The sequence below is a fragment of the Stenoxybacter acetivorans DSM 19021 genome (assembly GCF_000745895.1).
GTDB classification, from domain to species: domain Bacteria; phylum Pseudomonadota; class Gammaproteobacteria; order Burkholderiales; family Neisseriaceae; genus Stenoxybacter; species Stenoxybacter acetivorans.
In genome coordinates, this window is the sequence record NZ_JQKE01000018.1 from 22595 (window position 1) to 43721 (window position 21127).

Annotated in this window: 20 protein-coding genes and 1 pseudogene; 14 read left to right on the top strand and 7 right to left on the bottom strand. The window is 45.0% G+C overall.

Features of this window, described 5'->3' with window-relative positions:
* Positions 1-306 precede the first annotated feature (306 nt).
* From Q384_RS03145 to nadD, 5 genes are all read left to right on the top strand, one after another.
* Positions 307-1146 (top strand): NAD-dependent epimerase/dehydratase family protein, encoded by an 840-nt coding sequence (locus Q384_RS03145; RefSeq protein WP_037585912.1) that lies wholly within the window; start codon positions 307-309, stop codon positions 1144-1146.
* A 790-nt stretch (positions 1147-1936) separates the two neighbouring features.
* Positions 1937-2479, top strand: a complete 543-nt coding sequence (gene kdsC / locus Q384_RS03155; protein WP_037585914.1) for a 3-deoxy-manno-octulosonate-8-phosphatase KdsC — start codon at positions 1937-1939, stop codon at positions 2477-2479.
* On the top strand, positions 2476-3048 hold the full coding sequence (lptC, locus tag Q384_RS03160; protein ID WP_037585915.1) for an LPS export ABC transporter periplasmic protein LptC: 573 nt from the start codon (positions 2476-2478) through the stop codon (positions 3046-3048). Before kdsC ends, lptC begins: the two co-directional genes overlap by 4 nt.
* Positions 3032-3544 (top strand): lipopolysaccharide transport periplasmic protein LptA, encoded by a 513-nt coding sequence (gene lptA, locus Q384_RS03165; protein WP_084224373.1) that lies wholly within the window; start codon positions 3032-3034, stop codon positions 3542-3544. Before lptC ends, lptA begins: the two co-directional genes overlap by 17 nt.
* A 41-nt stretch (positions 3545-3585) precedes the next feature.
* Positions 3586-4233: a nicotinate-nucleotide adenylyltransferase gene (gene nadD, locus Q384_RS03170; protein ID WP_037585916.1), complete on the top strand. Its 648-nt coding sequence runs from the start codon at positions 3586-3588 to the stop codon at positions 4231-4233.
* A 418-nt stretch (positions 4234-4651) separates the two neighbouring features.
* Here nadD and Q384_RS03175 read toward each other — a convergent pair whose 3' ends face one another.
* On the bottom strand, positions 4652-4963 hold the full coding sequence (locus Q384_RS03175; protein WP_245608496.1) for an ArsR/SmtB family transcription factor: 312 nt from the start codon (positions 4961-4963) through the stop codon (positions 4652-4654).
* A 273-nt stretch (positions 4964-5236) separates the two neighbouring features.
* Entirely contained in the window at positions 5237-5815 is a 579-nt protein-coding gene (gene mog, locus Q384_RS03180; RefSeq protein ID WP_037585917.1) for a molybdopterin adenylyltransferase, read from the bottom strand.
* A 166-nt stretch (positions 5816-5981) separates the two neighbouring features.
* Between mog and moaC the strand changes: the two genes are divergently transcribed.
* Entirely contained in the window at positions 5982-6464 is a 483-nt protein-coding gene (moaC, locus tag Q384_RS03185; protein WP_037585918.1) for a cyclic pyranopterin monophosphate synthase MoaC, read from the top strand.
* Positions 6465-6481: 17 nt separating this feature from the next.
* Here the strand turns inward: moaC and Q384_RS03190 are convergent, their stop codons facing one another.
* The 4 genes from Q384_RS03190 to mgtE all read right to left on the bottom strand — a co-directional run bounded on the left by Q384_RS03190 (position 6482) and on the right by mgtE (position 11129).
* Positions 6482-7237, bottom strand: coding sequence for a HesA/MoeB/ThiF family protein (locus Q384_RS03190; protein WP_037585919.1), 756 nt, complete (start codon positions 7235-7237; stop codon positions 6482-6484).
* Positions 7238-7254: 17 nt separating this feature from the next.
* Positions 7255-8004, bottom strand: coding sequence for an amino acid ABC transporter permease (locus tag Q384_RS03195; protein WP_037585939.1), 750 nt, complete (start codon positions 8002-8004; stop codon positions 7255-7257).
* A gap of 273 nt (positions 8005-8277) precedes the next feature.
* Positions 8278-9609 (bottom strand): phosphate regulon sensor histidine kinase PhoR, encoded by a 1332-nt coding sequence (phoR, locus tag Q384_RS03200; RefSeq protein WP_037585921.1) that lies wholly within the window; start codon positions 9607-9609, stop codon positions 8278-8280.
* 95 nt (positions 9610-9704) lie between these two features.
* Positions 9705-11129, bottom strand: a complete 1425-nt coding sequence (gene mgtE, locus Q384_RS03205) for a magnesium transporter (protein WP_051940363.1) — start codon at positions 11127-11129, stop codon at positions 9705-9707.
* A gap of 273 nt (positions 11130-11402) precedes the next feature.
* Here mgtE and Q384_RS03210 point away from each other — a divergent pair, with 273 nt between their 5' ends.
* From Q384_RS03210 to Q384_RS03240, 8 genes and pseudogenes are all read left to right on the top strand, one after another.
* Positions 11403-12197: an IclR family transcriptional regulator gene (locus Q384_RS03210; protein WP_051940365.1), complete on the top strand. Its 795-nt coding sequence runs from the start codon at positions 11403-11405 to the stop codon at positions 12195-12197.
* 70 nt (positions 12198-12267) lie between these two features.
* A pseudogene (gene metG / locus Q384_RS03215) lies at positions 12268-14343 on the top strand (methionine--tRNA ligase); the annotation flags it as partial.
* A gap of 27 nt (positions 14344-14370) precedes the next feature.
* The gene (locus Q384_RS13145; RefSeq protein WP_156956415.1) at positions 14371-14514 is read left to right on the top strand and encodes a hypothetical protein; all 144 of its coding nucleotides are present in this window, start codon (positions 14371-14373) and stop codon (positions 14512-14514) included.
* A gap of 102 nt (positions 14515-14616) precedes the next feature.
* On the top strand, positions 14617-16035 hold the full coding sequence (locus Q384_RS03220; RefSeq protein ID WP_037585925.1) for an alanine/glycine:cation symporter family protein: 1419 nt from the start codon (positions 14617-14619) through the stop codon (positions 16033-16035).
* A 107-nt stretch (positions 16036-16142) separates the two neighbouring features.
* Positions 16143-17237: a phospholipase A gene (locus Q384_RS03225; RefSeq protein WP_156956416.1), complete on the top strand. Its 1095-nt coding sequence runs from the start codon at positions 16143-16145 to the stop codon at positions 17235-17237.
* 66 nt (positions 17238-17303) lie between these two features.
* Entirely contained in the window at positions 17304-17924 is a 621-nt protein-coding gene (gene gmk / locus Q384_RS03230; protein WP_211251074.1) for a guanylate kinase, read from the top strand.
* A gap of 53 nt (positions 17925-17977) precedes the next feature.
* Positions 17978-18181 (top strand): DNA-directed RNA polymerase subunit omega, encoded by a 204-nt coding sequence (gene rpoZ / locus Q384_RS03235; protein ID WP_037585929.1) that lies wholly within the window; start codon positions 17978-17980, stop codon positions 18179-18181.
* A gap of 19 nt (positions 18182-18200) precedes the next feature.
* Entirely contained in the window at positions 18201-20732 is a 2532-nt protein-coding gene (locus Q384_RS03240; protein WP_245608497.1) for a RelA/SpoT family protein, read from the top strand.
* 146 nt (positions 20733-20878) lie between these two features.
* Here the strand turns inward: Q384_RS03240 and Q384_RS03245 are convergent.
* Positions 20879-21127: transposase (locus tag Q384_RS03245; RefSeq protein WP_483855118.1), on the bottom strand; the 249-nt coding region annotated here is incomplete at its 5' end.

Genomic DNA, 21127 nt, shown 5'->3' on the forward strand with positions numbered 1-21127 from the left:
ATCAATAATATGGATTCTTTGTTCAACTTGTGCATGGGGCTTGTTTCGATTGATTGGCTTTTCCGATTAATTGTTTTAAAAAATTAGTGGTTTAGCTATATAATGCAGTGAAATATCATCAATCATTTAATGAGGCGACACCACATTAGGTGTTAGAAAGTTATTTTTATTTTGATGTAAATGTAAGCAACATTTCTTACACATAAATTTAGCCAAGTTAAATTGCCTCCGATATGACAGAACACCCGCTAAATTGCTAAAAAACATAATAAAAACAACCAAATACTATCTAAAGAAAGAAAAACCATGAACATTTTACTTTTGGGCAGCAGTGGCTTTGTCGGCAAACGCGTGGCGGCTTTATTAAAAGAACAAGGGCATGAGATAACGATGCCGCGCCACCACGAATTGGATTTATTAAACTTAAGCCAAGAAGCCGCCATGCCTTTGCTGCAAAATAAAGATGTGGTGGTAAATACGGTGGGAATTATGAGCCGCCATGCCAATATTCTCGAAACAATTCACCACCACGCGCCCACGAAAATGGCAGCATGGGCAAAAGAAGCAGGGGTAAACCGCTGGGCGCAATTGTCGGCATTGGGTGCAGATGCGGCGCAAACCGTGCCGTTTGTCGGCAGCAAAGGTCGCGGTGATGAAGCAGTGATGAACAGCGGCTTGCAAACCGCCGTTGCCCGCCCGTCGGTGATTTACGGGCGCGGCGGGGTAAGCTGTGAAATGTTTATTCGGCTGGCGAGTTTACCGATTTTGGCATTGCCGGGCGGCGGCAAATTTGAATTGCAACCTGTCCATGTTGCCGATGTGGCACAAGGCTTGGTGAATTTCGTCAATCAGCCGCCCGAAAACGGCACTATAGTGAATATGACGGGCAGTTTGCGTTGTACCATGGCGGATTACCTGAATATCCTGCGCCGCGGTTTGCATTATAAACCCGATGCAAAAATCGTCTCTATTCCGTTGGGCTTGATTAAACCCTTCCTGCCTTTGGGTAAAATTATCACCAACGGCGTTATCTCCCCCGACACATTTTCCCTGCTGGAACAAGGTTCATGTGCTGACAACAGCGGCTTTACCAAGCTACTGGGCAGAAAACCCTTGGCAGCAAGCGAATTTGCGGGGCTGGCATAACATTACCCCTAAAACTAACCATACTAAGACTCAATGCCATAACACCGATAAGTGTAAACGAGAGGCGGTAAAGCTGATTAACAAGCAAAACACCATAAACCAATGAAAGTTAGCATTATTCGGCGGTTGTGATGGATTTGTGTTCACGGTGCATTGTTGGTTGGGCTTCATCAGAACGCATGATTCAAGACCTTGTTATTTATTTGTTAAAACAATCATATATCTTAAAACAAAACCATGATTTGGCTGTATTTTCCACAGCAACCGTGCCGTACAATATATGGTTCGAAATTTTCAATAATGTATCAAGCAGTTAAAAATACGTTCCGATATATTGGGTATTGGTTGCTGTTGTGATAATGCGGTTGTTGAGCGTCTTTTTGGTATGCTAAAGCACAAATAGCTTGGCAATGGTATTTTTGACAATATCAATTTGAAAACTGAAATTATCTCGTTTTTAAAGTTTTATAATGGTAAACAACCTCATTTTGCAAACAGAAGAATGCTACCATTAGCGTATGAAAGTACGCTCAAAAGTGCCTTGTGCGGCCTGACCGAAAGATTAAAAATGATTTTTAATCTTTCTCTTTTACGTGATTTAATACAAGCTGGAAGCCCTTGAAGGCAAGCATTTGTATTGCTTACTTATCACAAACAAGGGTTTGTACTTTCACTCACTTGCGCCGATAATAAGCAAAAAAATATTGCCGTAAACAGTGGTAAAAAATCAGGCAACTGTTTCTCAAACAAATGAAATCATTCATAAATTCATAATAAAGATAAATTTTCCATGTTTTCAATACCAGCCGAGCAAGCCGTTTTTCAGGCAGCCCAAAAAATTAAATTATTGATTATGGACGTGGACGGTGTACTCACCGACGGGCGTATTTTTATTCGTGACAACGGCGAAGAAATCAAATCATTTCACACGCTTGACGGACACGGCATCAAAATGCTGCACGACTCCGGTGTACAAACCGCTATCATCACCGGACGCGACGCGCCTTCGGTTGCCGTGCGGGTGCGCCAATTGGGCATTCATCACTATTTCAAAGGCATACATGATAAGCGTGCCTGTTATGCGACTTTATTACAACAAACCAGTTTAACGGAAGCCGAATGTGCTTATATCGGTGATGATGTGGTTGATTTACCGGTAATGGTGCGCTGCGGCCTGCCCGTTGCCGTACCGCAAGCACACCGTTTTGTATTACAGCACGCCGCATACGTAACCCAAGCAAACGCCGGTGCCGGTGCGGTTCGCGAATTGTGTGATTTGATTATGCAGGCACAAAACACGCTTCAGGCAGCCTTAAGCAGGTACACCGCATGAAACCGCGCGGTAACTGGTTATTCCCTTTAAGCTTGGCTTGCATTTTGGGCGGCGTTAGCTTTTGGCTGGACAGCATCAGTGAAACCCCAACCGAAGAAGCGGTTCTTAATCCCAATGAGCCGCGTTATCGAATCAACGATATTTCCGGAGCACGGTTTAATGAAAATGGTCAGTTAAATGAAACTGTTACTGCAAAATCAGTATGGCAATTACCCAATCAAAAGGTAATATTCATCACACAACCGAAAATGACCATGTATCATGATGGTAAACCGCTGTACAACGTATCCGCTGCTGACGCACAATACCACACCAACAGCCGTGAAGTATGGTTTGATCATCAAGTTATCTTAACCAAACAAGCCACCGCCGGCGAAGCGGAAGGTCAGCTCGAAACCGATCATTTGGAAGTAAATACCAAAACCCAAACCGCCAAAACCGATGTCGCTGTGAATTATCATTACGGCTTATCACATGGAAAAGCGGTTGGTTTTGAATACAACAGAGAACGAGGCTTTTTAAATTTATCATCTCGCGTGAAAACCACTATCTATGAACCCAAACCGTAAACCCCTGCTCCGCCTGTCTTATGGTGTTTTATTCACTGCTTTGATAACAAGCGGCATTCCCGCTTTTGCTTTGGAAAGTGATCGGCATCAGCCAATTGAAATTGAAGCAGACCAAGGCTCGCTAGACCAGCACAATCAAAGCACTGTATTTTCGGGTCAAGTGCGTGTCCGTCAAGGGACAATGTTTATCAACGCTGACCGCGTGGAAGCGAACCGCGACAAAGCCGGCAATCAAACCATACTCGCAAACGGTTCACCGGTTACTTTCGGGCAGCAATTAGATAAAAACAATAAGGTGTATGGTCAAGCCAATGCCGTCAGTTATGCCAGTCAAAGCGGCGTGGTTACACTCACCGGCAATGCCAAAATCACTCGCGGCAGCGACAGTGCGCAAGGACAAAGCATTATTTATAACACCCGAGCCGAAACATATACTGTACGCGGCGGTAAAAACGGACGGGTGCATATTGTGATTCAGCCGCAAAAGCAAAAATAAATAATTTGCATTTAATCATTGATTTAAAAAAGAAAATAAGCATGAATCGCATCGGCTTATTCGGCGGAACATTTGACCCCATTCACAACGGGCATCTGCACATTGCCCGCGCCTTTGCCGCTGAATTGGCACTGGACGAAGTTATTGTGATTCCTGCCGGACAACCGTATCACAAAACGCAGCGCACATACGCTACCGCTGATCAACGACTGGATATGGTGCAATTGGCAATTCAATCAGACACACTCTTTTCTGCATCGGATTACGATTTGGTACACAGCGGCAATACCTACACCATCAACACTGTTTCGGCATTCAACAAAGTATTTAAAAAAGCGCAATTGTGGTGGTTGCTGGGCATGGATTCTTTCGCGCAAATTCACACATGGCATCGTTTCCATACCCTGCTCAATCAGGTTAATATCGCCGTGGCTTCACGCGGCAATCAAGAAACACATCAAATCAATTCATTGGTTTCTGCTTGGCAAACAACAGCATTACACAAAATGCAGAATCACCCCGAAGGCAACAATGGCGGACGATTTTACGCGTTGAATGCTCCGTTTTTACCCATCAGTTCCACCGACATTCGCCATCAATGCCAAAGCGGTAATATTGCAGCTGTTCAAAATAAGCTGCCTGATGCTGTGGTCAATTATATTATTCGGCATGGTCTTTATTTGAATTAACCCTATCCGATGATGACTTAAAAATTCACAAAAGAACAAAAACGAAAATAATAGAATAATTTTTATGAAAGAGTGCAGCCTGGCAACTTGTGATGCCGCTATGTGAAACGCTTTACAGATACCACAATACACAGCACTTCCCGTATCCTGATTAAAAACGTCTTTATCAAAGCAACTATCTGAAAATAAGAAAAAAAATGCGCATACCGATGTGGTATGCGCCAAGTCTACAAAGGAGAAATAGAGGAGAAACTATTAAGCAGTCATTACAACCACCTAACAATATAGATTATCCGCCTAACAATATAAATCGTCAAGCGTTATTTTTCTTTGTTAATCATTTTAACCCAATTTCACTACTTTTAATCGAAAACGAAAAAATAGTGAAACCGTATTCCGTATCAATTGCAACGATCAATCAACGAGTGCAATACACTTCATACAAGGTATTAATCACTCGTTTCACATCATCAGATGTCAATTCGTAAACCAAACTGCGGTGATACCGCGTGAAATCCACGATATTCTCCTTGCGTAATCTTGCCAAATGATTTGACATTGCTGTTTGACTGATACCCAATACTTCCGTCATCTCAGTAACGTTTTTTTTACCTTCTTTCAATAAGCATAAAATCATTAAACGATGCGGGTGAGCAATGGTTTTGAGTGTTTGACCAACATCTTCTGCAATAACCATCATATTTAACAAAGGAGCGTGATTGTTTTTCATTGAGCCTAAATTCCTTTTCCATTATTGATTTACCAATGGTATTTTAAAAGGCATGATTCAGATAAAAATACTGACAAAAGAATAAATTATCATACCAATTCATCCTTCTTCTCTCAATGAAAGAAGCTGTCTGTCTCGGTTTAATCATACAACATCTTTTTTAAAATTCCACCTGCTTTTAAACTTCTTGGTTATGATAGTACTGTACGTTATTATACCAGCATAGCGCAATATATAGCCTTTATCTGCATCAATCCGCTATTCAGCATCACTTCAGCGTTTTGGGCGAACCGACACACAAACATCCGGATTGGTTTCCACCAAAGGACCGCCCACAGCATCAATACAAATCGGCACTGAAGCAAAAATTCCCGGAATCAATTGTTTTCCTTGTTCATTTTTTACGCCGCCCAATGTTTCTGCAATGGCGCTGGGTTTTCCCGGTAAATTCAAAATCAAACTTTTATGGCGCAATACACCAACTTGCCGTGATAAAATTGCCGAAGGCGTAAAGTGTAAACTGATTTGGCGCATTAGTTCACCAAACCCCGGAATAATGCGATCAGCCACAGCCAGTGTTGCTTCCGGTGTAACATCACGCAAATATGGACCGGTTCCGCCTGTAGTGAGTATTAACGGGCATTCCTCAATATCCGCTAAGTGTTTCAAAGTTGCCTCAATAAGAGGCTGTTCATCAGGAATTAAATGCTCAACAAATACCATTGGATTCAAGACAGCTTTTTGCAGCCAGTCTTTTAAACTCGGCAATCCCAAGTCATCGTACACCCCTGAAGATGCCCTGTCGCTGATGGAAACCAAGCCAATTTTTAAGATATTATTATTTGCACTCATGCTATTTTCCGAAATTACCCGATAATATTGCGCCGCCGATTGTAAAAAACATCAGCATTATTTATCTTCATCATATTACTGATACAGTTTTACCGCTCTGCCTTGCACCGATTTTCAAATTAGCTCATTATAATACCTCTATTTTAATACTTGTGATGAAATCCAAATGAACCATTCCGAACTCAGCCACTTTGACAACAACGGACAAGCACACATGGTTGATGTGGGTGAAAAAGCCGCTACTCGACGCGTCGCCGTGGCAGAAGGAATTATCCGCATGAATGAAACCGCCTATCAACACCTAATACAGGGCAGCAGTAAAAAAGGCGATGTTTTAGGCATCGCACGCATCGCCGCCATTCAGGCAGCCAAACAAACCAGTTCGCTAATTCCTTTGTGCCACCCCATTGGTTTAACGCGTGCCGCAGTGGACTTTCACTGCAACGAAAGCAACCACAGCGTCCGCATTCAGACACAAACAGAAACCACGGGACAAACCGGTGTGGAAATGGAAGCACTCACTGCCGCATCTGTCGGTTTACTCACCATTTACGACATGCTTAAAGCCGTAGATAAAGGCATGGTGATTGAAACTGTGCGCTTATTGCAAAAAAGCGGCGGCAAATCCGGAGAGTGGCAAGCTGATTAACCACCTGTTGCCCAATCCTAATCCCGCTGTCCGCAAATCGGACAAGCGGGATTTTTTTGAACTTGCCATTGATGCCATTGAAACCGCAAAGCATCAAAATGGTGCAATACTGTTTTGGTTTGTGTATTGATATTCGCCAATAATTTCAAAGATTCAGCCGCTTGAGCCGCCCCCATAATCCCCAGTAACGGTGAAAAAACCCCATTTTTGGCACAGGCAGCATCAACATCGTTAATATTGCCATCAAAGACACATTGATAGCACGGCGTATTCTCACAGCGAAAGTCATAAACCGCCAATTGACCGGAAAACATCAATGCCGAAGCCGAAATCAACGGAACTTGGTATTGATGCGCCATGCGATTAATTAGACAACGCGAGACAAAATTATCGGTGCAATCCAATACACAATCTACTTTCGGCAAATATTTTTGCAAAAAATCCGCATCAACTCGGCAAGCATGAGCATGAATCACCACATCAGGATTGCGCTCACCCAAACGCTGCTGCAAAATCTTTGCTTTGTTTTTGGCAATATCCGCTTCAGTAAACCAAAATTGACGCTGAAGATTACTCAATTCAACCGTGTCGTCATCTGCCAGCACAATATTGCCAACACCCGCAGACACCAAATAAGTCAAAGCCGGATGCGCCAAGCCACCGCAACCAACCACCAGCACCCTGCTTGCCAAAATGGCTTCCTGACCGGAAATATCCCATTCATTCAATAAAACATGACGGCTATAGCGCAAAAGCTGTGTATCGGTAATCATGATTTGCTTACTATGTGTTACAGGTGATGCGATACTTTGTATCGTTTTTCCAGCCACGAAAACAACCAGCTTAAACCAATGGTCATTACCAAATAAATCAGCGCAATGGTGTAATACGGCTCTTCATACACAGAATAGCGTCCTGCCGCAGTACGCGCCACAAACGCCAGTTCGGCAACAGCAATAGCAGAAAGCAAGGAGCTGTCTTTCAGCAGCGTAATAAATTCATTACCAAACGGAGGCAGCATGCGGCGTATGGCTTGCGGTAAAATAACATAACGCATTGCTTGCAGATAAGTCAGCCCCAAAGAACGCGCCGCTTCGATTTGACCTCGATCAATGGATTGAATACCGGCTCGGAAAATTTCAGTGATATATGCACCGGCGTTGGTAGAAAGTGCCAGAATACCGGTAATCAGCGCACCATAATTTCGGCGCAGCTCCGTTGCTGCATCGCCGCTAATCAACAAGCCGCCGTCTTGGTGAATGAGCGCGGGAAACCACACAAAATACCAAATAAAAATTTGTACAAACAAAGGTGTGCCGCGAAACAGGGTAACATACAACAACGACATTTGCCGCAGCAGCCACGCAAACGCACGAACAATGCGCCCGCCTTTTTCCACACGAATAATCCGTGCCAAAGCGGCAAACAAACCCAGAATAGTGCCGATAAATACCGAAACAGCGGTTATACCCAGCGTCAATTTTGCCGCTTGCAAAAACATACCGCTGTATTCGTAAACAATATCAAAACGAAAACTCATAAATACCCCAGACAATGACAACACCATTCAATGTTCATTGTTTTTCAATATGCAACCAAGCTGCTTTCTTTTTCATCACGCACTAATCCGAAACAATCAAGCTCTTGTACGAAAAGCAGTATCCATGTGCAAAAAACAGTCGTTTAGTGATAACCGTGTTTCAATGTATTTTTATGAAAAATCCCGTTATTGTAACAAAAAAACAGCACCTCAAGAAAGGTGCTGCCAATAAACTGTGCAGTTACTTATGCCGGCTGCCTGAATGTCATTCATTTAACCCGCATCGGTAAGTGGCAAAACAGCACGAAAAACACTGCCTTTGCCCACTTCACTGTCAATTTCTAAATAACCGCCATGTTCTGCCAGTGCATGCTTCACAATAGACAAACCCAAGCCGGTGCCGCCGCTTTGGCGTGAACGCCCCACATCAACACGATAAAATCGGTCAGTCAGGTGCGGCAAATGTTCCGCCGCAATACCGGGGCCGCTGTCCTGAACGCTGAAAATAATTTGGGCTGCCTGAATATCATCATCAGGCTGCGTCTTTTCGAGCGACACACGAATCTCACCACTTTCGGGCGTATAACGCACCGCATTGAATAACAGATTGCTGAAAGCATTATACAAATCCAACTGAACACCATTGATTTCAATATCAGGTGTTATTTCCACTTCAAAACGGTGTTTACCATCGGATAAAGTTTGCGCTGCCTGCATTGCCTGTTCCGACAAAGCACTCAGATTAATCGGTGAGGTCTGAATACTCGCTGCGGTCTGACTCTCCAGTCGTGAAAGTGTGAGTAAATCATTAACAACACTGAGCATTCTTTGGCTTTCTTTGTGCATCAAACCAATAAATTCTTGCTGCTGCTCACCGGGCAAGTCGGGCATATTGGATAAAGTTTCCAGAAAACCATTGACCACCGTAAGCGGTGTGCGCAGTTCATGAGACACATTGGCAACAAAAGCGGTTCGCGTAACGTTGAATTGTTCCGCAGCACTGATGTCTTGTGTAATCAATAAGTCTGCATTACTTTCAAAAGGCGCACGGATAATGAGAATGGTGCGGTCTATCGCGGTTTGTGAATCAGGCAAAGCCAATTTCAGGCTAATCGGCTGCTGATTTAAAGGCTGGCTGACAAATGGATAAAACTCAGGAACGCGGATTAAATTACTCAAAATGCTGCGTCGGTCATGTTGAATATTCAAATTCAAATGACGGGCAGCCAGCGTATTGAGCCACTCAATCCGTCCGTGATTATCCAGAATAATCACACCATTTGGCATGGCTTCTGTGGCACTGTGAAAACGATGCAAGGCGGCCTCCAGCTTTTGTCGGCGTTTTTTACGGCTTTTCACCAACTGCAGCAAATCAATGAAAATGTTTTCCCAAACCCCAAAACCACGCGGTGCAGTATTGAGCTTCGGACTTTTCAGCCAGCCTGCCAATTTGGCAAGGTGATACCAATAAATCACCAACCAAATCAACAGCAGCAAGCACACGCCCGATAATGCGGCAATCCAGCCGCCGAAAACATAAGCAATCAATGCAACGGCAATAATTGAGGCAAATACTTGATAAAGGTGCTGACGAAATTCAACCATATTTTTGAGCCATTATTTAAAAAGGCTGCTTGAAAAAGTTTACGGTAAGTATTTTACCGTTGCATGACACCGTATTCATAATTCATATTAAAAATTCATATTAAAAACATCGTTGCCAAACCCAAGAAAATCAAAAAGCCGCCTGAATCGGTTACTGCTGTTATCAAAACACTGCTGCCCAGAGCCGGATCACGTCCTAATTTTTCCATGATAACCGGTATTAATACACCCACTGTGGCGGCAAGCAGCAAATTTAAGGTCATGGCCGCCACCATCACCAAGCCGATGCCTGCACTGTCGTACAACAGCCACGCCACAGCACCCATCACCGAACCCCAGATTAAGCCGTTTACCAAAGCCACACCCACTTCTTTGCGCAGTAACCGCCATCCTTGAGCAGTGGCCATTTGCCCCATCGCCAGCGCACGTACAATCATGGTAATGGTTTGGTTGCCTGAATTGCCGCCGATACCTGCCACAATCGGCATTAAGGCAGCCAGTGCCACAATTTTTTCGATTGAGCCTTCAAACATACCAATCACTCGGCTGGCAACGAAAGCGGTGCATAAATTGACTGCCAGCCACACCCAACGGTTACGCACAGAATCCATTACCGGTGCAAACAAATCTTCTTCTTCCTGCAAACCCGCCATACTCAGCATATCGGCTTCGGATTCTTCACGGATAACGTCCATCATTTCATCGACGGTAACACGCCCGATCAGTTTTCGATTGGCATCAACCACAGGTGCGGTTACCAAATCGTAGCGTTCAAACGCCGCCGCCGCCTCTTCTGCGTTGTCCTCCGGGCGGAATGTAACCATGTCATCAGTCATCACATCGGCAACCAGCGTTTCAGGGTCAGCCACCAGCAAATGACGAATGGGCAGTATGCCTTGTAAAATATCGTGGTCGTCCACCACGAAAATTTTATCAGTGTGATCCGGCAGACTTTCAAAACGGCGTAAATAACGCAAAACCACTTCACAAGACACATCGGCACGAATACTCACCAATTCAAAATCCATGAGTGCGCCGACTTGATCTTCTTCAAACGACATTGCCGCCGCCACCTGCGCCCGCTCTTCTTCATCGCGGTTGCTGAGGGCTTCGTACACCACCTGATTGGGCAAATCAGCAGCCAGTGCCGCCAATTCATCGGCATCTAAATCATCTACCGCTGCCAGCAACTCACCCTTGCCCATTGCTTCAATCAAGGTTTCGCGTACGGGTTCGGACACTTCCAGCAAAACTTCGCCATCGTCTTCAGGCGTGGTGAGTTTCCACACCAAAACCCGCTCTTGTAAAGGCAAAGACTCCAGCAGCACCGCTACGTCAGCAGGGTGCAACTCGTGCAAAAGAGCGGTTAGTTCTTGCAAAGTGAGATTAAATTGAGCATCGGCTAAGGGTTTATTCAGCTCAATTTGATCATGAATCGGCAGTAAGGTTTCCGCCAATTCACGAATGTGGTCAATATCAACAGATAAGCGAGTCAAATCGCTTTGAGTGGCAGCGTTCATAGCAACTCCGTTATCCCAAATAACGGCAGAACGCTATTGGGTTGAAATCAGAAAAAAACAGTCAGCAAATATAAAAAAGGACTGGGAGGTTCCATAAAAATAAAAACCCGCAGCAAAGGCAGGAAAATAATGAAAAACGGCGTATTCTATCGGGATTGATTTGGCTTGTCTAATTGAAAACAGGCATTACCAAACAACAAAGCAATCGCTGGCATGGCAGCGAAAATATGCTGTAAACTCGAAACAGAGTGCGTCAAAATGCAAAGGAAACTCATGTCTTCAGCCAAAGAAATCATTGAACAAGAAGCAGATTATCAAGTACCTGCATTGCAGCGCGGTTTGCGTATTCTGGAAATGTTCAGCGGCAGTAGCCGTGTACTGACTACAGCGCAAATGGCGCAGCAACTGGGCGTAAGCTCTTCTGCCATCTATCGTATTGTGCAAACGCTGACACAAATGGGCTATTTGTACAAAAAAGACAAAACCCACTATGAATTGGGCAGCCGTGTGATGATGAACGGCTTTTCTTGGCTGGCAAGCCGCGATATTGTTGATGTTGCCGCACCGCATTTGAATGAGCTGCGCAACCGCTCGTCTTGCTCTTGCCACTTAGCGGTGCGCGACCAAACCGATGCCTTGTATATTTACCGTGCTTATGCGTATCAGCGTCTGGCGGTAAATGTACCCATCGGCACGCGTCTGCCCTGTCATGCCACCGCCCTGGGACGGGTTTTGCTGTGTGCTTTAAACCATGAATCTTTAAATCAACTCTATCGGCACGTGCTGCTTGACACATACACTGCTTCACAATCGCCGCAAAGCCTGCCTGAATTGCAAGCCACTATTGAAGAAGACCGTCGGCGCGGCTGGGTGGAACATCAATCGGATTTTGCTACCTCACTGGCAGCACCGATTTGCGATTACACCGGCAACATTACGGCAGCGATTAATTTATCGGTTGCCGACGCACTGCTTGATAACGACAACGTTCGCCGGCAGCTTTTGTCCTTATTGCTTGATTGCGCCACCAAAATTTCTTTGTCATTGGGCTGCCAATCCCGCGGTTAAACACTGCCGCCAATCACGCGCAAGCATTCTGCTATAATAGCGTGCTTGCAAAACAACATTTAAACACAACAAAAACATGACCACACCTCGCAAAATTCTGGTTACCTCTGCCCTGCCTTATGCCAATGGCAGCATTCATTTAGGTCATATGGTTGAACACATTCAAACCGACATCTGGGTACGCTTTCAAAAAATGCGCGGTCACGAATGTTATTACGTCTGTGCTGATGATACCCACGGCACGCCGGTGATGCTGGCAGCGCAGAAACAAGGCATTACACCGGAAAACATGATTGCCAAAGTGCGCGAAGAACATTTAGCAGATTTTAACGGGTTTTATATTGGCTACGACAACTACTACAGCACCCATTCAACTGAAAATAAAGAATTTTCCCGTGAAATTTATTTAAAACTCAAAGCCAACGGTAAAATTGCCGTGCGCACCATTGAGCAGTTATTCGATCCTGAAAAAAATCTGTTTCTGCCCGACCGTTTTGTTAAAGGCGAATGCCCGAAATGCCACGCGCAAGACCAATACGGCGATAATTGCGAAGTCTGCGGCACTACCTACAGCCCCACGGAGCTAATCAACCCCTACTCTGCCATTTCCGGCGCAACGCCGGTATTAAAAGAATCGGAACACTTCTTTTTCAAATTGGGCGAATGTGCCGATTATTTAAAAAAATGGACTTCAGGCAGCAGTATCTTAGCAAACGGACAAACCCAAGCACACTTACAGCCCGAAGCGTTAAATAAAATGAAAGAATGGCTTGACGACGACCATTTAAACGATTGGGACATCAGCCGCGATGCGCCCTATTTCGGTTTTGAAATTCCCGATGCACCCGGCAAATATTTTTACGTGTGGCTGGATGCGCCAATCGGCTACATGGCAGCGTTTAAAAACCTATGTGACCGCATTGGTATGGATTTTAATAACTGGTTTTCCGTTGGCAGCAATACCGAAATGTATCATTTTATCGGAAAAGATATTCTGTATTTCCATGCCCTGTTCTGGCCGGCAACCCTGCGTTTTGCCGACTACCGCGCACCCACTGCTGTCTTTGCCCACGGTTTTTTAACCGTGGACGGGCAAAAAATGTCAAAATCGCGCGGCACATTCATCACCGCACGTACCTACCTTGACGGCAAACTCAATCCCGAATGGATGCGCTATTACCTTGCCGCCAAACTCAACAGCAAAATTGAAGACTTAGATCTGAATTTCAACGATTTCATCAGCCGTGTAAACAGCGATTTAATCGGCAAGTACGTCAATATTGCCGCCCGTGCCGCCGGATTTATTGGTAAACGTTTTTCAGGCAGCCTGTGTGATGTGGGTAACAGCGCATTGCTGACTCAGCTGTCTGCCGCCGCCGACATCATTGCCGAACATTATGAACAACGTGAATACGCCCGTGCTCTGCGCGACATCATGGCATTGGCAGATGCGGTGAACGAATACGTTGATGCCAATAAACCGTGGGAATTGGCAAAGCAAGACGGTATGGACACATGCTTACACCATGTGTGCAGTGAACTCATCAATGCTTTTCACATTTTAAGCGTGTATTTGGCTCCTGTATTACCCAAAATTGCTGTCCAAACCGCTGAATTTTTGAATATTCCCGCCCTCACATGGGCAAACAGCCAGCACAGGCTGCCTGAAAATCATGTCATTAACACTTATCAACATTTAATGCACCGAGTGGAGCAAAAACACGTGGACGATTTAATCGAAGCCAATAAACAAAATATTCAGGCAGCCCCAACACCAGCCCAAGCTGCCCCAAATGCCGAATACACACCGCTTGCCGATACCGCTTCATTTGATGATTTTATGAAAATTGATTTACGCGTTGCCAAGGTATTGAGCTGCGAAAAAGTGGAAGGAAGCACTAAATTGCTGAAATTTTTAGTGGATTTGGGCTTTGAACAGCGCACCATTTTCTCCGGCATTGCCGCCGGCTATCCTGAACCCGAAAAACTCATTGGACGAATGGTGGTGGTGGTTGCCAACTTTGCCCCGCGTAAAATGGCAAAATTCGGCATGTCGGAAGGCATGATTACTTCTGCTTCGGGCAATGGACAATTGTTTTTATTGGACGTGGACAGCGGTGCACTGCCCGGTATGCGAATTGGCTAATTCCAATACAACAAAGCAGCTTGCCTTATGGATATTCTTAACCATACGTTTTTCATCGGCAGGCTGCCTGAAAACGGCGTACTTGAAAATACTTTTTTGCTGCTTGACACGATACACCAAAACACAATATCTGCTTTTAATTCAGTAACCCATTATGCCATTGATGAATGATTAGAAACACAACACCATTCCCGCAGTATTTTTTTGCCAATGCAAAAAATTATTTCAATGCCCCTGAGTATTATTAACATGACATTTTAAGAGAAGGTGCCTATGACTGAACAATTCCACATTTGGGTAAATACCCTCAATGCGCCCTTATGGGACGGCTTGGTCTATTTGTTATTGGGCGTGGGTGTGTTTTACACCCTCAGCACCTTGTGTGTACAAATCCGCCTGTTTCCGCGCAGCATCAAAGAAATGATGGGCGGGCGGCAAAATCCAAACGACCCGCACGGCATCACTTCATTTCAGGCTTTTGTTACCGGATTGGCAAGCCGCGTGGGTGTCGGCAATATTGCCGGAGTCGCCATTGCCATTGCCTTAGGCGGCCCGGGTGCGGTGTTTTGGATGTGGCTCACGGCATTGCTCGGCATGAGTTCTGCCTTTGCAGAATCTTCCTTGGCGCAGCTATTTAAAATTCGTGACCACAATAATGGACAATTTCGCGGCGGTCCTGCATATTACATCAGCACCGGATTAAAACAGCATTGGCTGGCGGTGTTGTTCGCATTAAGCCTGATTTTGGCGTTTGGCTTGGTATTTAATGCTGTACAAGCCAACTCCATCGTTGCCGCCGCTGAATCTGCTTGGGGCTGGAACAAACACATGGTGGGCATTGGTTTGGTGATTTTAGCCGCACCGATTATCTTCGGCGGTATTCGCCGCGTGGCACAGGTGGCGGAGGGTTTGGTGCCATTAATGGCTTCTTTGTATTTGATGCTGGCTCTCTGGGTAGTCATTAACAACATCAGTGCCGTGCCTGCCGTGTTTGGCTTGATTTTTAATAATGCTTTCCATACCCAAGCCGCCGGCGGTGGTTTGTTGGGCGGTTTGGTTTCACAAGCGATGATGCTGGGAATTAAACGCGGGCTGTTTTCCAACGAAGCAGGTATGGGTTCTGCCCCCAACGCCGCAGCTGCCGCCGATGTCAAACACCCTGCAAGCCAAGGCATGATTCAAATGCTGGGCGTGTTTGTCGATACTTTGGTGGTTTGTTCGTGTACTGCTTTTATCCTGTTGTTATCCAACGTAACCGCCTCCGCTGAATTAACCGGCGTACAATTAACGCAAGCGGCAGTTGTCAGCCACGTGGGTGATTGGGGTGCGGATTTTTTAGCATTTCTGCTGTTTATTTTTGCGTTTTCGTCCATTATCGGCAACTATGCTTATGCCGAGAGCAATGTGCAATTCATTAAAAACCATCGCAGCGTGATGCTGGTATTCCGTTTACTGGTACTGGCAATGGTGTATTTTGGTGCGGTAAACAGTGTACCGCTGGTGTGGGATATGGCGGATTTATCCATGGGTTTGATGGCATTGATTAACTTGGTTGCTATTATATTGTTATCACCCTATGTGTTTTTATTGTTGAAAGACTATCAAAACCAATTAAAAGCAGGGAAAGATCCAGTGTTTAAAATGGCAGACCACCCAAAATTGCGCGACAAAGTGCAAAGTGATATTTGGTAAGGAAAATAACCTGTTTTTATGCGCTTTTTTGGCTGACTGTGATTATTGTGATTACCGCTTGTGTATAGAATAAAATTAAAACATAACCATTCAAAAGCATGTCAAAAATGAATTTTTCTTTCAATCCTTTCCATGCGGTTCTGGCTGCTTTGGTGTTTTCAAGCAGCCTGATTGCGTATGCCGAAGAAACGGCAACGGTCTGTGTCGGCATCACTAATGATACTGAGCGTTTGGCATGTTTTGATCGTGCTTACGCATCGGTTTCGCCATCGGATAACGAATCGGAAAAACCTGCCATTGATTTGATACAAACTTTGGATAAAAGTCTGGATAATGACCGCGTTGATATTGTATTGATACCGCAAAACCAAGAGCTGCCTGAAAGCATCAGTTCATTGAGTGAACTTTATGATTTAGATCGCAATGACGAATCAGGCACTTTCACCATGCGTGAACACTATCCAATGTATCTTTTGCCGCTGTGGCATAACAGCCGCCCAAATTATCGAATGCACACACCCACACAAACCAAGGTGATTGATAATAAAAAAGAGCAGCAAAAAACGGAAGCCAAGATGCAATTATCGTTTAAAACCAAAATTGCACAAGACTTATTCAAAACGCGTGCTGATTTGTGGTTTGGCTACACGCAGCAATCGCATTGGCAAGTATATAACGGCTATACTTCCGCTGAGTTTCGTAATACCGACTACATGCCCGAATTTTTTATTACCCAACCGGTGAGTGCACCTTTACCGTTTAACGGAAAATTACGAATGCTGGGTGCGGGTTATTTACACCAATCCAACGGGCAATCTGACCCGTTGAGCCGTTCATGGAATCGCGCATATGTCATGGCGGGAATGGAATGGGGCAGATTAACCGTATTGCCGCGTTTGTGGTGGCGCATTCCGGAAAACCACAGCGATGATAATAATCCGGACATCACTCGCTACATGGGCTACGGCGATTTACGTCTGCAATACCATTTCGCCCACAAGCAAACTTTCGGCAGCACCCTGCGCTTCAATCCCGCAACGGGCAAGGGCGGCATGCAAGTGGACTACACATTTCCGCTGGCGGGCAAACTTAAAGCCTATATACAAGGATACAGCGGCTATGGTGAAAGTCTGCTGGATTATAATCACCGACATCGCAGCATCGGTATCGGCTTAATGCTGAATGATTGGGACGGATTTTAAATTTTTAAAACAGTACAGTAGCAACCAATACACTGTGGCATAATTAATACAATTATTTTCCAATCAATTATCATGCAAAAAGAAGGCAATATTTTCATTATTTCCGCCGCTTCCGGTACAGGAAAGACCACGTTGGTGTCGCGTTTGGTACAAGGTCAGCCCGATATTCGCGTATCTGTATCACACACTACCCGCGCACCGCGCGGAGCGGAGCAAAACGGCGTTCATTATCATTTTGTGGACAATCCCGAATTTACACATTTGATTAAAGAAAATGCTTTTTTGGAACACGCACTGGTATTCGGCAATCATTACGGTACCAGCTATGCCGCCATTGATTCTTTAACCCAAAAAGGCATCAATGTTATTTTGGAAATTGACGTTCAGGGAGCCGCACAAGTACGCAAGCATCTCCCAGAGGCATGCAGTATTTTTATTTTGCCGCCGTCAATGTCGGTATTGGCAAACCGTTTACAAAATCGCGGCACAGATAACAGCGAGGTTATTCAAACACGCTTGCAGGAAGCCTGCCGCGAAATTGAGCAAGCCCATTTTTTTGATTACGCCGTCATTAACGGCGACTTAGACAAAGCCGAACAAGATTTATTACACATTATTCGTGCTCGTGGCTTAAAGCAAACCCGCCAGCATCATTTCATCAAGCAATTATTGGCAAATGCCTCATAATTAGCGACAATGAACCATTCTTTTTTACTGAACCCTTTCTGAGGAATCCACACATGGCACGCATTACCATTGAAGACAGCATCAACCGCATTCCCAACCACTTTGACCTCACCTTGGCAGCAGCCCTGCGCGCCCGTCAAATTGCCAACGGCGCTACCCCATTGGTGGACGATACCCGCAATAAACCCACAGTGGTTGCCTTGCGTGAAATTGCCGCCGGTCAAATCGGTGAAGAAATCCTGCATCAGCAAAAATAAATCAGACTGCGATTTTGTCATGTATCCCGCCAGCCTTTGCTATCCGCCGCTATTTTCCGATTGGCGCAATCATTTGTTCCAAGTAAGCGGCTATCTGAAAAAATCAGAGCGTTTTGCCATGTTAGAAGCAGCGTGTGCTTACGTATATCAGCAGGCAGCGGCAACCGATAAAATCAATGATACAGAGCGTGCTTTTAAAATCAGTGCCGCATTGGCGCAAAAACAACACCGCGTTCACGCTTTAGCCGCCGCTTTAATTCAAACAGCAGCGGAAGATTTGGGCAAACCTGCTCATATTGCCGAACTGCAACCGCAATTGGGTTGCGTTGGCATTGAAATCATTGGGCACATTCATACCAAAAATGAACATGGTTTTACAAAGCAGCTATCTGTGTGTGAAGAACAAATTCAGGCAGCCTACTATGCCATTATTGAGCGAGCACGTGAATATCTGCTGAAAACAGCCAATTACTTAAAACCTGAAGAAAAACAACTTTTAAATGCCGCCTGTGATTTCGGCATTGCCGCGCATCAAGGACAATTTCGCAACAGCGGCGCACCTTACATCACGCACCCCATGACGGTTGCCGCACAATTAGCACAATGGCATGTTGATGTACAAGGTTTGTGTGCCGGTGTCTTACACGATGTACTGGAAGATACAGGTACAAATAAACCGCAAATTGCCGCCGCTTTTGGTGAAGTGATTGCCGACATGGTTGATGGTTTATCTAAGCTGGAAAAACTGGAGTACAACGATCAAGCCGAAGCACAAGCAGAGAGCTTTCGCAAATTGATTTTAGCCATGGTGAAAGATGTTCGCGTCATCATCGTTAAACTGTCTGATCGCTTACACAATATGCGCACGCTTGATGCAAAAAAACCGGAAAGCCGCCGCCGTATTGCACAGGAAACTTTAGAAATCTACGCCCAGCTGGCAAACCGAATTGGCTTGAATCAAGTTTACCGCGAACTGCAAGACCTCTCTTTCCAGCACCTTCATCCAAAACGCTATCAGGTTTTGGAAAAAGCCCTGTCCGCTTCGCGGCGTAATCGGCGCGATGTGGTCGGTAAAGTATTGCGTGCATTCAGCCAGCGGCTGGTGAGTGCCAATATTGAAGCCCAAATCAAAGGGCGTGAAAAAAATCTGTTCAGTATTCATCAGAAAATGCAAGCCAAAAACCTGCATTTTGCCGATGTTATGGATATTTATGCGTTTCGCGTGATTGTAAACAATATCCCCACCTGCTACGCCGCCTTAGGTGCGTTGCACAATTTGTATAAACCCAAGCCCGGCAGAATAAAAGATTACATTGCCATTCCAAAAAATAACGGCTATCAAAGCCTGCACACCACTTTGATGGGACCTTATGGCTTGCCGATTGAAGTGCAAATCCGTACCCATGAAATGGACGCCATAGCCGAAGGCGGCATTGCCAGCCATTGGCTGTATAAATCCGGTGATCAAAGCAGCTTCAATCAAGCACAAATGCGCACCCACCAATGGCTGCAAACCATATTGGATTTACAAGCAAAAAGCGAAAATGCACTGGAATTTTTAGAACACGTCAAAGTTGATTTATTCCCCAACGAAGTTTATATTTTCACGCCCAAAGGAAAAATCATCGTTTTACCCGAAGGCGCAACCCCCATTGATTTTGCCTATGCCATTCACACCAATATTGGCAACCGTACTGTGGCAGTACGCATCAACCACAACTTAATGCCACTGCGTACCAAATTAAAAACCGGTGATACCGTTGAGATCATCACTGCCGATGTGGTCCACCCCAATCCTGCTTGGCTTAATTTCACTGTATCCAGCCGTGCACGCAGTGCCATTCGCAATCAAATCAAAAACATGAACCGCGATGAAGCGATAAAATTGGGCGAAAGTCTGCTGCAAAAAGCCCTTACCGGCTTATTGCCGCAAAATGTATTGCTCTCAGAGAGCCTGAAAGAAAAATATTTAGCAGATTTGGCAGATAAAAACACCCCATTTGAAGATGTGTTATACGATGTGGGTATGGGACATCTGCAGCCTGTATCTGTGGCAATGCACATCGCCAATTTAGCAGGTGAACATTTCGGCGATACCGTCAAACTCTCACCCATTAAAATTTCCGGTAATGAAACCGGACGTGTACATTTGGCAAAATGCTGCAACCCCATTCCCGGCGATGCCATTAAAGCCTTGCTGATTAAAGACCAAGGCATCATTATTCATCGTGATAACTGCAACAATATTCTCAAAGCCGACCCTGAAAACCAATTAGATGCCAATTGGGACGATGTGGCACAAAATACCTATCACACCGTGCTTCAGGTAGCCTCACAAGACATGCACGGCTTATTGGCAACCTTAGCACAAACCATTTCCGCCGACGGCGCGGATATTGTGTCAGTGGACACGCCTTCCAAAACCCAAGACGGTACCGACGGCTTTATTGAATTTCGCTTCGTTCTGCAAGTAAACAATCTGGATCAGCTCACCAAAATCACCCGTGCCCTGCACTCTATCCCCGCAGTACGTCGCGTGGTACGGATATAACGTACAAAATGTAAAAATTCGCCGTGTTGTTTACACATATCAAAAAAATAGCTCTCCGGAACTTCATATGGCACAGCTCGCTGAGTGATTGATGCGACTTATACTGCATATAGCTAGTCGTCCCTGAAGAACCTGATCTAAAATATTCAAACAACTTGCCAAAAATCTTGTCTTAAAAACCTAAATAAAATTAAATTTTTTCGACAAAAAAACAACCATGTCAACAATTTACGGAAATTGTAAGCAGCGGCAGCCAAAATCGGATTGATTTCATTACCAATCTTGCCTTTTAAATAATTGATGCCCATACGGTTATCTTTTTTCAAATGACCGATAATGGGTTCTATTGCACTGCGCCGCTTCATCATCTTTTTCATCAATTGACCGGCTGTTTT

What these genes read in the sequence shown, in the direction of transcription:
- Q384_RS13145 (WP_156956415.1), top strand. Translation starts at nt 14,371, where the DNA reads ATGGATATTCTTAACCATACGTTTTTCATCGGCAGGCTGCCTGAAAAC.
- Q384_RS03220 (WP_037585925.1), top strand. Translation starts at nt 14,617, where the DNA reads ATGACTGAACAATTCCACATTTGGGTAAATACCCTCAATGCGCCCTTA.
- Q384_RS03225 (WP_156956416.1), top strand. Translation starts at nt 16,143, where the DNA reads ATGAATTTTTCTTTCAATCCTTTCCATGCGGTTCTGGCTGCTTTGGTG.
- Q384_RS03210 (WP_051940365.1), top strand. Translation starts at nt 11,403, where the DNA reads ATGTCTTCAGCCAAAGAAATCATTGAACAAGAAGCAGATTATCAAGTA.
- rpoZ (WP_037585929.1), top strand. Translation starts at nt 17,978, where the DNA reads ATGGCACGCATTACCATTGAAGACAGCATCAACCGCATTCCCAACCAC.
- mog (WP_037585917.1), bottom strand. Translation starts at nt 5,815, where the DNA reads ATGAGTGCAAATAATAATATCTTAAAAATTGGCTTGGTTTCCATCAGC.
- kdsC (WP_037585914.1), top strand. Translation starts at nt 1,937, where the DNA reads ATGTTTTCAATACCAGCCGAGCAAGCCGTTTTTCAGGCAGCCCAAAAA.
- Q384_RS03195 (WP_037585939.1), bottom strand. Translation starts at nt 8,004, where the DNA reads ATGAGTTTTCGTTTTGATATTGTTTACGAATACAGCGGTATGTTTTTG.
- mgtE (WP_051940363.1), bottom strand. Translation starts at nt 11,129, where the DNA reads ATGAACGCTGCCACTCAAAGCGATTTGACTCGCTTATCTGTTGATATT.
- lptA (WP_084224373.1), top strand. Translation starts at nt 3,032, where the DNA reads ATGAACCCAAACCGTAAACCCCTGCTCCGCCTGTCTTATGGTGTTTTA.
- Q384_RS03240 (WP_245608497.1), top strand. Translation starts at nt 18,201, where the DNA reads ATGTATCCCGCCAGCCTTTGCTATCCGCCGCTATTTTCCGATTGGCGC.
- nadD (WP_037585916.1), top strand. Translation starts at nt 3,586, where the DNA reads ATGAATCGCATCGGCTTATTCGGCGGAACATTTGACCCCATTCACAAC.
- moaC (WP_037585918.1), top strand. Translation starts at nt 5,982, where the DNA reads ATGAACCATTCCGAACTCAGCCACTTTGACAACAACGGACAAGCACAC.
- Q384_RS03190 (WP_037585919.1), bottom strand. Translation starts at nt 7,237, where the DNA reads ATGATTACCGATACACAGCTTTTGCGCTATAGCCGTCATGTTTTATTG.
- phoR (WP_037585921.1), bottom strand. Translation starts at nt 9,609, where the DNA reads ATGGTTGAATTTCGTCAGCACCTTTATCAAGTATTTGCCTCAATTATT.
- Q384_RS03145 (WP_037585912.1), top strand. Translation starts at nt 307, where the DNA reads ATGAACATTTTACTTTTGGGCAGCAGTGGCTTTGTCGGCAAACGCGTG.
- lptC (WP_037585915.1), top strand. Translation starts at nt 2,476, where the DNA reads ATGAAACCGCGCGGTAACTGGTTATTCCCTTTAAGCTTGGCTTGCATT.
- Q384_RS03175 (WP_245608496.1), bottom strand. Translation starts at nt 4,963, where the DNA reads ATGAAAAACAATCACGCTCCTTTGTTAAATATGATGGTTATTGCAGAA.